This is a genomic window from Halomonas sp. PAMB 3232 (assembly GCF_031954225.1).
Taxonomy (GTDB): domain Bacteria; phylum Pseudomonadota; class Gammaproteobacteria; order Pseudomonadales; family Halomonadaceae; genus Vreelandella.
This window is the reverse complement of record NZ_CP134865.1, coordinates 331,711-343,926: the sequence shown is the minus strand read 5'-3', so window position 1 is coordinate 343,926 and position 12,216 is coordinate 331,711. Positions and strand designations below refer to the sequence as shown.

Sequence of the window (12,216 nt, the reverse complement as noted above, 5' to 3'; positions counted from 1 at the left end):
AGGCTGAAGCCATATGAGACGGACACAGCAGGGTATTTCGCTCATCGAGTCGCTGGTGGCCATGCTGATCATGTCGGTGGGCCTTCTGGGCGTGGTGGCGCTGCAAACCAATGCACTGACTCAGCAGCGAAGCGCCTACCTGGAAACTCAAGCCACCAACATGGCTCAGGACATGATGGACCGGATTCGCGCCAACCCCGATGAGGCTAGCGCCTATAACCTGGACTTTGACGAAGACGTGGGCGAAGACTGCAGTGGCCCGGGGCTTGTGGCCAACGATACCGCCACGTGGATATGCGACCTCGAGGCGGTGCTGCCCGAAGGCGAGGGCAAGATCGAAGTGAATGGTCAGGTCAGCGTCGCGGTGCGCTTCAACAATCCTTTCTCGAGCGGCAAACGCAAGATCGAGCTGGTCACGGAGCTATGAAATGAATACTGCTCGTGGCGTCTTCCAAAAACAAACAGGCTTTACACTCATCGAGCTTCTGGTCGCCATGGTGATCGGGGTGCTGGTGATTCTGGGCGCCACCCAGCTGTTCATCGCCTCGCAGCAGAATTATCGCGTGACCACGGCACTTGCCAACATGCAGGATACCGGGCGCTTCGCGCTGGAGACACTGGCCCGCGAACTTCGTCAGGCAGACTTCAGAGGTGGCTGCGCGCCGGGCCAGATCAACGTGAGCATTCCAAGCCTTGCGCGCACGACGAACATCGCGCCCGCCCCTGGCCTGCAGGGGTTTACCTCTCCCCAGAACACGACGCTCTCGAGTACCTTTGAGCAGCCCCTCGCCAACGCTCAAGTGATCGCTTATCGCGCGGCGGGCACACCGATAAAAGGCCGTATTACGGGCGTATCCAACCAGACATTCAGCTTCGCGCCCGCTCATAACGCGGCTGGCCAAATGCTGCTGCTTCAAAGCGCGCAGCGCTGCGAGCTCTTTCTCAATGCGGCCAGCCAGCCCGACCAGCTACAAAAAAGTACCACGGGCTGGCCCGCGGGCAGCGCGCAGGCGGCGCCCTTGCCCTATACCCAGAACCAGGCTGTCACACTGACCGCGCTGACCAGCGGCGTTTACTACCTGGGCCGCGATCCGACCAACGCCGATAGACCCTCGCTAATGCGTTTGGATACGAGTACCGCCACGCCGGTCAACGAAGTGCTCGCCAGCCACGTGGTCGCGCTGCGCGCCCGCTTTTTGAAAAACGATGCTTACGTCACCGTCAATGACGTGGACGCCAACGAGTGGCAGAACGTACGCGCGGTGCGCGTAAGCCTGATCGTGCAGAGCGAGCGCACCGACTTGCGCCAAACCCCGACGACTATCGAAACCGGTAACTTCCGTTCGAACCCGTTCACCGCCAACGATGGACGCCTGTATCAGGTATTTACGACCACCATCGACCTGAGGAATCGGTCGTGAAAAACGATGACTTCTATCCGGTGGCCCAGCGCGGCATGGCGCTGATACTCAGCCTGATCTTTCTCACGATCGTGACGCTGGTGAGCCTCTCGTCGATGCAGGGCGCCATGACTCAGGGAAGCATGGCTCTCAATCAGCAGGATTACAGCGTGGCGTTGCAGGCCGCCGAGGCCGCGCTGCAGGAGGCCGAGCGCGTACTGGAAAGAGGCAATAAGCCCCCAGCGACGTGGACGTCCTACACGGCAGATAGCGCAAGTGCCACCATTGAAGGGCAGTATCAAATGCCTCAGCAAACCGGCGAAGTGATCGGCTCACGCGTTACCAGCCAAGGGGTCGAAACACTTGAGGTCCTCTATCGTCTCGAAGCTCGAGGAAGTGGCCGCTTGACGGATACCAGCGTCAGGCTCGAAGCCTTTTACGTTCGCGTGGAGTAATCGATCATGTCCCAACATAGCGGTACTCGGCTTTTACTTACGCGCTGGCTGGCACTGTTAATGTGGCTGGCTACGGCACCGGCATGGGGCGGTACGACCTACAACCCGCCGCCACCGACAGAGCCCACGCCGACCCAGCCGACGCCGCAGGAGCCCACCCAGCCCGCCCCTACGCCGGCTACGCCGATCAGCGGCGGCGAAGGGACGGTAGACGAAAACTACGCGATCCCCGCGGACAGAACCGGGCTCTCCAACGCGCCGCTCAACGTGGTCAGCCAGGTTCCGCCCAACATTCTGCTTATTCTGGATAACTCCGAAAGCGGTCAGGAAGGGCTCGATGGGCGCGTGGCGATTGGTAACGCCTTGGGCGATCGTGAAACGTTAGCCGCCTGTCAGACCAATACCTTTGATGCCTCCAGGTGTCCAGCAGGGGCTCGTTCACCGCTGAGCAAATCGAGCATCATGAAAAGTGTTGGGCGCGAGCTCATCAACCGTTATCGCGGGGAGATCAATCTAGGGCTGATGGCTTATCAGCAGAACCAGGCGTCCAGAGACCGTAACAGCTTTGCCAATAATACCGTTCTTTGGCGTTTGACCGAGCGAGCGCTAGATGTGCGCTACTCAACGGATGCGAGCCCCAGTTGGTACAACCCGAGTTTCGAGGGCGCCTGGAATGCGACTACCAAGCGTTATCGGACGCGGCTACCCAATAGCAGCATACATGCGTTTTTCAATGTCGGCCTACCCGGCTATTACGTCATCAACCGAACCAGCCTGCTGCCACCGGACGCAAGCGACGATCGCACCGAGTACTGGGCGAATACCGGCGTGAGCGCGAGCGGCGACCAGAGCATCAATCGTTACCTGCGTCTTCTCCAGGGCTCGAACGGTTTGTACTACTCGGACTATGATGGTGCCGCTCAAATTGCGCTGGTCGATAGCATGCGCCAGCGCGGCATTCCCAACTGGGGTCAAAACATTCTTTCCTTGCAGCTCAATCAGCTGGAGTGGCGCACCACCTCCTCCCCCGGGCTTGGCTATTTGCATGTTCCGATCGGCGGGCTCAATACGGACGGCTCGATTAATGATGCACACTGGAGCCGGATTCTCACAAAGCTACAGCCCCAACGCCACGACTGGAGCAGCCTTGGCAACCCGATGACCGACCCCGCTTGGCCTTTGCTGGCCACCGGTCTAACGCCTATCGAAGGCACCATGTACACCGTGCGGGACTACTTTCTCAACAACACCAGCAGTGGCACCTCGTTTAGCAGCGCGCAGGGGCGCCAATCAGGCATTACGATTCCGAACATGAGCAACGCGACGGCTCGCCAGTGCCTGGTTAACGCCAACATCTGGCTCACCGACGGCCTGCCTTCGGTAGACCGTACCGGTCGCTCGCTAGGCAATAACGTAAGCCAGGCACTGACCGATGCTCAGAACGCCATTCGCCGCCTTTACAGCGATACCGCAAGCGCCTTGCCTAACCCGGTGCGCACCTACGTAGTGGGCTTCAACCTGCCGCCGGACATCAACAATCTGCCGGGCGTACCCACCGACCCGTTGGGCGAGCTGGCTAAAGCCGGCGGCACCGAGCGCGCCTACTTCGCCAACGACGAGGCCTCGCTCAACCAGGTCATGCGTCAGGTGCTGGGTCGCATCATCAGCTCGTCGCAGTCGAGCACCGCCTCGGCGGTCAGTAGCGACACCTTCGACCTGCAAGGCAACAACCTGGTCTACAGCGCGGGCTACCGAAGCGGCGACTGGTCGGGGCGGCTGGTCGCCTCCGCCGTGAACGAGCGCGGTCAGCGCACCCCACGCTGGGATGCCGAAACGATGCTTGCGCAACAGGTCGGGAGCCGGCGGCTGCTGACCTCGCACCAGCCTACAGGCCAGCGCAAGGCCGGCGCTTTACTCTCGACAAGCACCAGCGGCCTTACTCAAGCCGAAATCAATTGGTTCCAAGGGTCTAACCAGACCGGACTGCGCATCCGTCAGTCGCCGTTGGGCGACATTATCAACGCAAGCCCGGTGCTACTGCCTGGGCGCGAGTCGCGCCCGCCACTTCTACTGGTCGCCGCTAACGACGGCATGCTGCACGGCTTTAACGCCAATACCGGCCGTGAACTTTTCGCCTACCTGCCCGCCGAGCTTACCCAAGGCACTTCACCCCCGCTTCGCGAGCTGACCCGCACGGGCTATAGCCACCGCTACTTCATGGATGGCACGCCGGCGGCACGGGAAATTACGCTGAGCAATGGCAACAAGCGCGCCATCGCGGTCGGCACCATGGGCGCCGGCGGGCGTACAGTGTTCGCGCTGGACGTGAGCAATCCGACTAATATGGGCGCGCAAAACGTGCTGTGGGAGTTTCGGCGACCGGAGCTTGGCAGCGGCGTGAGCGAGCCCACCATCACCCAGCTTAGCGACGGCCGCTGGGTGGCCATTTTCGGCAACGGTTACAACAGCACAAGCTACAAGGCCGCGCTTTACGTAGTCGACCTGCAGACAGGCGCGCTCGTCGCCCGGCTCGATACCGGTGAGGGCAGTGTGGAAACACCAAATGGCTTGGCTACGGCCACGGTCACCGCATGGCCCACGTTCAACGGCGGCGCCCGTTTTGCCTACGCCGGGGATTTGAACGGCAATCTGTGGCGCTTCCCGCTTACCCAAAATGGCACGATCACCAAACTCTATACCGGCGCGCGTACCCAGCCGATCACATCAGCGCCGGCGGTCACCTTGAGCGGCGGGGCCGATAACCGATTGATGGTCATCTTCGGCACCGGCAGCTACTTCAGAACCCAGGACGGCAACGATCAGAGCGTGCAGCAGCTGATCGGTATTCGTGATCAGGAGAGTCGCACGACGTCAGTCGCATCCGGACAGCTTTTGGTGCAAGAAATCAGTGCGGCCGGCACTCAGAGCGGTATGACCGTGCGTGCCACGACCAATAAACCACTGACGACCCAGTTGGGCTGGCGCATGGTGCTGCCAGCGGGTGAGCGCGTCATTGCCTCGCCATCGTTCTCGAGCGGCTTGCCCCGGCGGGTGCGTTTTTCAACCATGCGGCCCGACACCACGAATCCGTGTAACGTGCGCCGCGTGGGCTATTTTCTCTCGCTTGTAGCCGAGACCGGCGGCAGCGGCGGCGGCACTATCTTCGATTTCAACAGGGATGGCGCGATCGATACTGGCCTCTTGCTCAACGGTGATGCGATCGTTGGGCTTCAGCTGGGTAGCGGCGAGCGCCTGGTGGGCATTAAAAACGGTGACGGGGAAGAGACGCTGTTCACCGGCAACCCGGATGCCGGCGACACCGGCGTGATTACCGTCGAACTCAATGAGGCGCCGCTTGGTCGGCGCTCCTGGCGGCAGGTCAACGATTGATGCATCCAGCGGGCTACACCGAGCGCACGGTCCACTGCACCAGCCGGGCGACTACCGGGCGCACGATCAGGATACACACGAACGCCACCGGCATGGCTATCTGGTAGGCCTGCCAGACCAGCGACATGAAGCCCTCGGCCATCCCGGCGTTTACGGCCGTGATCACGATGGTCATCAAAAACGCCATGATCGAGGACATGTAGAAGGCGAAGACCACGGGCGTGAACTTCGGGTGCAGCTTGCGCGCCGCCAGCAGGCGCTGCTCGGGGTAGCGTTTTGAGCTCATGAACAGGGTCTTCGTCTATTTAATGAGCCTGCTATCTTAACGACTCCCGAGCGTATCATGAAGGCGTCTCAGGCGAAGCGTGCCTTGGCGCCCTTTTCGCGCGTGAGCTGGCCGATGCGGTAAAGATCGTTCAAATAAAAATCCAGCCGGCCGAGCAGATGATTCACCGGCAGGAGCAAAAAAATAAGCCCCATCAGGATCACCGGCTCGTTGAGCCAGGCAAGCGCCGGCGTTTGCACCGGGTAGAGCAGCGTATAGATACTCATGCCGCCCAAAAACTGTGCGATCAGGCTATTGATGATCACCAGCGTAATGAACAGCGCCCGCCAGTCACGCTTGGGCAAGTGAACGCGGCCCAGCGGCCCCATGCGGGCGCTTACGCGTGTGCCAAAGCGCAGAGTGGCGTGGCGGCGTAGCAGCGCGCGCGCGGCGTTCTCATCATCATTTTCGATCGCCTCACGCGCCAGCGTTTTATCGAAGTGCTCGCCCAGGGTCGCCTCGACAGCGTGATCGAAGGTTTCCGCTTGCGCGTTTTCTCCCCGCCCGCCTTGCCCTGCCGCCGCATCCAGCCGCGCGAGCTTTGCGCGATTGTGGGAGGAGAGCTTTTGTGCGTTGTCGAAATTGATGGCGTAGTTCACCGCGTAAAGCTGATAGAGCGTGGCGGTGACGCCGACGAAGATCAAACCGTAAACGAGTGCGATGAGCATGGGCCGGCCTATTGACGAGGGTGAAAGGAGGGGGTGAAGCGTGCGCCCTTCATATTTAACAGATCTACCACCATGGTCAAATGCGGCATGAAAGCGCAGGCGAGCCAGGCTACCATAGCGCCACGCTCAGCGAAGGCCACAACAATCATACCGCCTGGCTGGTTATCCGGCTCACAAGGAACTCCCAATGCCCTCTCAAGACTCCGCTTCACTGCATGGCGACGTGGCGCGCTCACCGTCGCGCGCCAAAAAGTACCTGGCCGCGCTTGGCCCCGGCTTTCTGTTTGCCGGCGCGGCCATCGGTACCTCCCACGTGGTGCAATCCACTCGCGCCGGCGCCGAGTACGGCGTAGGGCTTTTAGGATTTATTCTGCTCGCGGTGCTGTTGAAGTATCCGTCGTTTTTCTTCGGCCCGTTTTATGTCAGCGTGACCGGCAAGTCGCTGGTCGAAGGCTACCGTCAGACCTTCGGCCGCTCGGTGGTGGGGCTCTTCGCGCTGGTGCAGATTCCGGTCACCGCGATCATCATCGCCGCCATTGCGATCACCACGGCGGGGCTGGCCGGCAGCATCGTGCCGCTGACCCTCAGCCCGCCCACGGTGGCGGTGATTCTGATCGCGCTGTGCGGCGTGCTCACTTTCGCCGGCGGCTACCGGCTGCTGGACTGGGTCAACAAGGTGTTCGTGGTGATTTTGAGCGTGACCACGGTACTGGCCGCCATCGTTGCCCTGCCGCTGGTGGACTGGACCTTTTATCCGGCCACCGCGGCCTCGCCGCTTTGGAGCGTGGCGACCTTCGTGACGCTGGTCGCGGTGCTGGGCCTGATGCCTTCGGACATTACGCTGGCGGTCATGAACTCGCTGTGGTCCGAGGCGCGCAATAAAACCCAGGGCAAGCGTAGCGATACTACCGCCGAGAAGCTCGATTTCAACATCGGCTATATCGGCGCTGGCGTTTTGGCGGCGTGTTTCGTAATCATGGGCGCCGGCGTCATGCACAGCCAGGGCGTGAGCCCCGCCGACGGCGCGGTAGGCTTTGCAAGCCAGGTCATCAGCCTTTACACCAGCACACTCGGCGAGTGGAGCGGCGTGGTCGTGGGCATTTCCGCGTTTACTGTCATGCTCACCACCCTGCTGACCGTGCTCGACGGCTTCCCGCGCATGATCAGTGCTTCCTGGTACACCTTCACCCGCCCGGTGGGCGCGACCGAAGAGTCGCGCACGATCGAGGGCAGCCCGGCGTTTCTGATCTCGCTGATCGGGCTTTCACTGTTCGCCGCGGTCATTCTCTACACACTGATGGGCAACTTTCGCCTGTTCATGGACTTCGTGATGGTGGTGGCCTTTTTGTTGAGCCCGATTCTCGCCGCACTCAACCACTTCACCGCCAACGGCGCCACCGTGCCGGTATCACTTCGCCCCTCCAAACTGATTAATGCCTGGAGCTGGCTGGCGATCGCCACGCTGACGCTGTTGTCGGTGGGCTATATCGTCGTCCAGTTCATCATGTAAGCCTCAGGCAAGCGCATCACGCACGTTCATCGTGCAAATTCGGCGGGCGGTCACGCAAGTGGGCCGCCCGCCACCGTTTTGCGAATCCCTTCGAGCACGCCGTGGCCATCCTCGCGGCCAAGCTCCTCGTACCAGGCCTGGGTCTCGGCGGGGTTCTCGCCGTGAATCATCGCCGCCCGCTTGCGCGCGCGCGCCACGATCTCCCCAACCCGTTCGACGCGCGCGCCGTCGTAGCGTTCGAGCGCTGTCGCAAGCGCCGTCGTGGTATCAGGCGCTTCATCAAGCGCGGCGCTGACGGCCTCGCTCAGCACCCAGGCATCCTCCATCGCCTGACAGCCGCCCTGGCCAAGATCCGGCGCCATGCCGTGGGCCGCGTCGCCCATCAGTGCCACCCGCGTGTCGGTCAGCCGCTCGAGCGGCTCGATGTCGTGAATCTCGACCCGCGCCATGCGAGCGGGGTCGAACTGCTCGATCAGCGCCTGCACCGCCGGGCTCCAGCCCTTGAAATGCGTCTTGAGCTCGTCGCGATAGCGGCTTGGGTCACTTTGCGAGCCTGCCGCCATCGGCACGTCGAAAAAGCAGTAAAACTCCTGCTGCCCTTCGTCGTTACCGCCGGCCCCCATGGGCATGAGCGACACGCGCTTGCCCTCGCCCACGTATTGATCCCAGCTTTCGAGCGGCGCCAGCGCCTCGGTGGCCGCCACGCGCACGTTCCAGTTCACGTAGCCCACGTACTGGCGCGCCACCCGCTGCCCGACGATTTTATCGCGAAGCCTTGAGTGCGTGCCGTCGGCCACGACCAGCAGATCAGCGCTGACACGCTCGCCGTCCTCCATCACGGCCGTCACACCCTCATCATCGCTTTCAACATCCACACAGTGGCGCCCGAGCCGAATATGCTCGGCGCCCACGGCGTCGAATAGGGTCTTTTGAAGCGCGGCGCGGGAAATCGGGCAGGCGCGCTGATTCACCGCCTCGTAAAGCGGGGTGAGCGAGAAATCACTTAACAGGTGACCCTCGTGGCTCAGGTAGCGCATGCGCGTCATCTCGCCGCTGATCTGTTCGATGGCGCTGCCCAGCCCCAGCCGATGCATCACTTTTACCCCGTTGGGCCATAGCGAAATCGCGGCCCCCACCGGGCGCATCTGTTCGACGCGCTCGAAGACCTGCACGCGGTGGCCCTGGCGTTTGAAGGCCAGCGCCGCGCTCAACCCGCCCATGCCCGCACCAATGACGACAATATCCAGCGCCATAACGCCTCCTGATCAAAATGAAATTGCGTTGTGAAACGACGTGGCGACGCTCGTATACAAAACGCGTTCCTTCGAGCCTACCGCATCCGCCAGGCAAAGCGTATAGCCACGCCCTGCCAGCCCCACGTCACCGGGTTCGATGCCGTGGGCCCGAACGTTACGGGCAAGAATCGGGCCAGCCCGAAGCCGTTTGGCTGATAGCGAAGGCGCGAAGCTCATCGAACAACCAGGCCGTGGCGGGCTCGCGCGCGTAGAGCTCGTGCTGGATCAGGGTGAGCGTCAGCGCGCCGAGTTCCGGCGGCGCCTCGACCAGGCGCACCGGCAGTAGCGCGATGAAGCGCTCGGCCATGTGCCGGGGCAACGTCATGATCGCCCCGGTTAGCGCCACGACCCGGGCCGCGGCGATATAGTTGAGATTGCGCGAGATCACCCGCCGGCTCAATCCGTGCGCACGCAGGCAGCCGTCGATGGGCCCCAACCCGAGCCCGCTGATGTCGGCGAGTTCGACGTGGGCAAGTGCGGCAAAGTCGCCAAGCGTTAGCGATGCCCCCACCTGGACATTGTCTGCCGCGGCCAAACACACCCACTCCTCATCGAGCCACGGCGTACTCACCACTCCGGTAGGCAGCTCGACGCGGCTATCGAGCCCGACCACCATATCCACCTGGCGGCTTTTCAGACCCTCGTCGAGTGCGTCAGGCGTGATCAGCTCGATCGAGAAACTCAGCCCCGGCGCCTGGCCGAGCAGCCGGCTCAAAAATAGCGGGTACATCACCTCCTCGAAGTAGTCCGTGGTGGCCAGGGTAAAGTGGCGCGCGCTGGTCGCCGGGGCAAAGCTTGCGGGCGGGGCGAGCCCCTGCTCGAGCAGCGCCAGTGCCTGCACGACGGTCGGCAGCAGCGCCTCGGCCCGTGGCGTGGGCTGCATGCCCTGCTCGATGCGAACGAACAGCGGATCGTCGAGCCCTTCGCGCAGCCGCTTGAGCGCGTGACTGATGGCGGGCTGGGAAAGATGCAGCTTTAGCGCCGCCCGGGTGACGTGGCGCTCCTGCATGAGCGTCACGAAAACGCGCAGCAGGTTCAGATCGAAATGCCGAAACAACTTCATGGCGAATCACCATTCATATAGCGAATGATCCAATTCTAAACATTCATTTCATTCATTACTCAAAACCTTTTATCGTCTTCGCCTTCACTCCCTTTCGAGGAGGCGCCCGCGAGTGGCCCAGTCCCCTATCATGCCAAGCCTGTTCGGCGATGTTATCTCGACGTTCATGAACGTGGAAAAAGCCACTGACCCAAAAGCGAGTAATGCGGACGTCGTGATCAGCGGCGTGCCCTTCGATCTCGCCTGCTCGGGACGCGCCGGCACGCGCATGGGCCCCAACGCCATTCGCCAGGCCACGGCGAATTTGATCTGGGAAGGCAAGCGCTGGCCCTGGGACTTTGCCCTGGAAGAGCGCCTTTGCGTGGTTGACGCGGGCAACCTGGACTACGCCTACGGCGAGCCGGAAAGCCTGGTGGACAACCTGGAGAGCCACGCCGGGCGCTGGCTCGGTGCCGGCAAGAAAATGCTGACGCTCGGCGGCGATCACTACATCAGCCTGCCGCTACTGCGCGCGCACGCCCGTGAGCATGGCCCGCTGGCGCTGATCCACTTCGATGCCCACACCGACACCTACGAGCAGGGCACGCGCTTCGATCACGGTACCATCTTTCACCACGCGCTCAAGGAAGGCCTGGTGGTGCCGGAGCACTCGCTGCAGATCGGCATTCGGACAAGCTATGATCGCCACAATCATCCGTATGAAGTGCTGGACGCCGACTGGGTGAACGACCACGGTCCGAAAGCCGTCCTCGAGAAGATCCGCGCCCGCGTCGGCCACCACCCGGCCTACGTAAGCCTCGACATCGACGGCCTCGACCCGGCGTTTGCCCCGGGCACCGGGACGCCGGTGTGCGGCGGCATGTCGACCGACCTGTTATTGAAGGTCATTCGCGGGCTGGTCGGCATGGAGCTTGTCGGCATGGATGTGGTCGAGGTGAACCCGGCGTATGATCACGGCGACATCACCTCGCTTGCCGCCGCGACCCTGGGGCTTGAATTTCTGTACGTGCTGGCGGCGGGCAAAGCCCACGCCTGACCAACGCCTTCGCGAGCGACGCCGTGACGCCCTGCGTTACGGCGTTTGCGTTTCCAGTGCCTGGCACAGATCCCCCAGAAAGTCCGCCACGCCCTTGGGCAGCACGCGCCCGGCAAGCGTTTGCACCTCCAGCGTGCGCCCGCTCATTTCCCGATCGCGAATCGGCAGCGACACCAGCTCGGCGGACTCACCCAGATGCCGGATCGACACGTCACCGATCAGCGTGATGCCGCCCTGGCACATCGCAAAGTGCACCAGCGTCGTGACGAAGTTGCTGGTCATCACCGGCTCGATCAGAAGTCCCTGACGGCTGCAGCTGACGTTGAAGAGCTGGCGGATGGTGGTGTTCTCGGTGGGCAGCGCCAGATCGAAACTTCCCAGCTGCGCAAGCGACACCTGCTTTTTGTCGGCGAGCGGATGCGAGCGGTGCATGACCGCGTGAATCGGCGCCATGACGCGCTTTTCCACCTTGATGTTCTTCTCCGGCGACGGTGAGATGGTCAGTCCGATATCCACCAGCCCCTCGCACACCCGCTGAATCACGTCCGTCGAGGACGTCACCATGACGTCGAAATGAATGCCGTGGTGTTTTTCGCGGTAGAGGCTAATCACGTGAGGCAGAAGATAGCTCGCCAGCCCCTCGATGCTGGCAATGCGCACCGTTCCCCGCTGAATGCCCTCGAGCCCGGTGATCTCTTCGATCACCCGGGCGGCGTCCAGACGCGCCTTACGCGCATGGGCGGCCAAAAGCTCGCCGGAGGGGCTCAGGCGCATGCCGGCGGGGTGGCGCTCGAAGAGCTGGCTGCCAAGCTCCGACTCCAATCGTGCGATCTGACGGCTGACTGCCGAGGGCGCCACGTGCAGTGTCTGGGAGGCCTTGTTGATCGACCCGTGGCGCACGATTTCCAGAAAATAGCGCAGCGCGGGGTCGATCAGAAGCCGCTCGTTCATTGAAAACCTCCAGGTCGGGACGGGTTCGGGTATTGCTTAAAAGGCAATACCGCTTTCGAAAAATACCGCTAACGTGATGGGCTTTGCCAGCACTAGTATCGAGAAAGAAGCACCGCCCGAGGC

11 protein-coding genes are annotated in these 12,216 nt (G+C 62.2%); 6 read left to right on the top strand and 5 right to left on the bottom strand.

All coding sequences use genetic code 11. The features are described 5' to 3' along the window. Positions 1-13: 13 nt before the first annotated feature. The 4 genes from pilV to RN346_RS01575 are packed head-to-tail and all read left to right on the top strand — an operon-like array spanning position 14 to position 5,245. The gene (gene pilV / locus RN346_RS01590; RefSeq protein WP_311961931.1) at positions 14-427 is read left to right on the top strand and encodes a type IV pilus modification protein PilV; all 414 of its coding nucleotides are present in this window, start codon (positions 14-16) and stop codon (positions 425-427) included. A gap of 1 nt (position 428) precedes the next feature. Further along, positions 429-1,421, top strand: coding sequence for a PilW family protein (locus tag RN346_RS01585; protein WP_311961930.1), 993 nt, complete (start codon positions 429-431; stop codon positions 1,419-1,421). Beyond that, complete coding sequence (locus tag RN346_RS01580; protein WP_263585368.1) at positions 1,418-1,855, top strand: pilus assembly PilX N-terminal domain-containing protein; 438 nt, start codon at positions 1,418-1,420, stop codon at positions 1,853-1,855. The genes RN346_RS01585 and RN346_RS01580 overlap by 4 nt, the downstream gene beginning before the upstream one ends. 6 nt (positions 1,856-1,861) lie before the next feature. Further along, the gene (locus RN346_RS01575) at positions 1,862-5,245 is read left to right on the top strand and encodes a PilC/PilY family type IV pilus protein (RefSeq protein ID WP_311961929.1); all 3,384 of its coding nucleotides are present in this window, start codon (positions 1,862-1,864) and stop codon (positions 5,243-5,245) included. A gap of 13 nt (positions 5,246-5,258) precedes the next feature. On the opposite strand, the gene RN346_RS01570 is transcribed toward RN346_RS01575, so the two are convergent. Together RN346_RS01570 and RN346_RS01565 are read right to left on the bottom strand one after the other, a co-directional pair. Then, a complete protein-coding gene (locus RN346_RS01570; protein ID WP_263585370.1) occupies positions 5,259-5,531 on the bottom strand; it encodes a DUF2798 domain-containing protein in 273 nt (90 codons plus the stop codon). Positions 5,532-5,599: 68 nt separating this feature from the next. Further along, complete coding sequence (locus tag RN346_RS01565; protein ID WP_311961928.1) at positions 5,600-6,238, bottom strand: hypothetical protein; 639 nt, start codon at positions 6,236-6,238, stop codon at positions 5,600-5,602. A 187-nt stretch (positions 6,239-6,425) separates the two neighbouring features. On the opposite strand from RN346_RS01565, the gene RN346_RS01560 reads away from it, so the two are divergent. Continuing rightward, positions 6,426-7,748, top strand: a complete 1,323-nt coding sequence (locus RN346_RS01560) for a divalent metal cation transporter (RefSeq protein ID WP_311961927.1) — start codon at positions 6,426-6,428, stop codon at positions 7,746-7,748. Between the two features lie 50 nt (positions 7,749-7,798). On the opposite strand, the gene hpxO is transcribed toward RN346_RS01560, so the two are convergent. Together hpxO and RN346_RS01550 are read right to left on the bottom strand one after the other, a co-directional pair. Then, positions 7,799-9,001: an FAD-dependent urate hydroxylase HpxO gene (gene hpxO / locus RN346_RS01555; protein ID WP_311961926.1), complete on the bottom strand. Its 1,203-nt coding sequence runs from the start codon at positions 8,999-9,001 to the stop codon at positions 7,799-7,801. 157 nt (positions 9,002-9,158) lie between these two features. Then, positions 9,159-10,106: a LysR family transcriptional regulator gene (locus RN346_RS01550; protein WP_311961925.1), complete on the bottom strand. Its 948-nt coding sequence runs from the start codon at positions 10,104-10,106 to the stop codon at positions 9,159-9,161. A 130-nt stretch (positions 10,107-10,236) separates the two neighbouring features. On the opposite strand from RN346_RS01550, the gene speB reads away from it, so the two are divergent. Beyond that, the gene (gene speB / locus RN346_RS01545; protein ID WP_311960808.1) at positions 10,237-11,142 is read left to right on the top strand and encodes an agmatinase; all 906 of its coding nucleotides are present in this window, start codon (positions 10,237-10,239) and stop codon (positions 11,140-11,142) included. Between the two features lie 36 nt (positions 11,143-11,178). Here speB and RN346_RS01540 read toward each other — a convergent pair whose 3' ends face one another. Continuing rightward, a complete protein-coding gene (locus RN346_RS01540; protein WP_311959582.1) occupies positions 11,179-12,093 on the bottom strand; it encodes a LysR family transcriptional regulator in 915 nt (304 codons plus the stop codon). Positions 12,094-12,216: the final 123 nt, after the last annotated feature.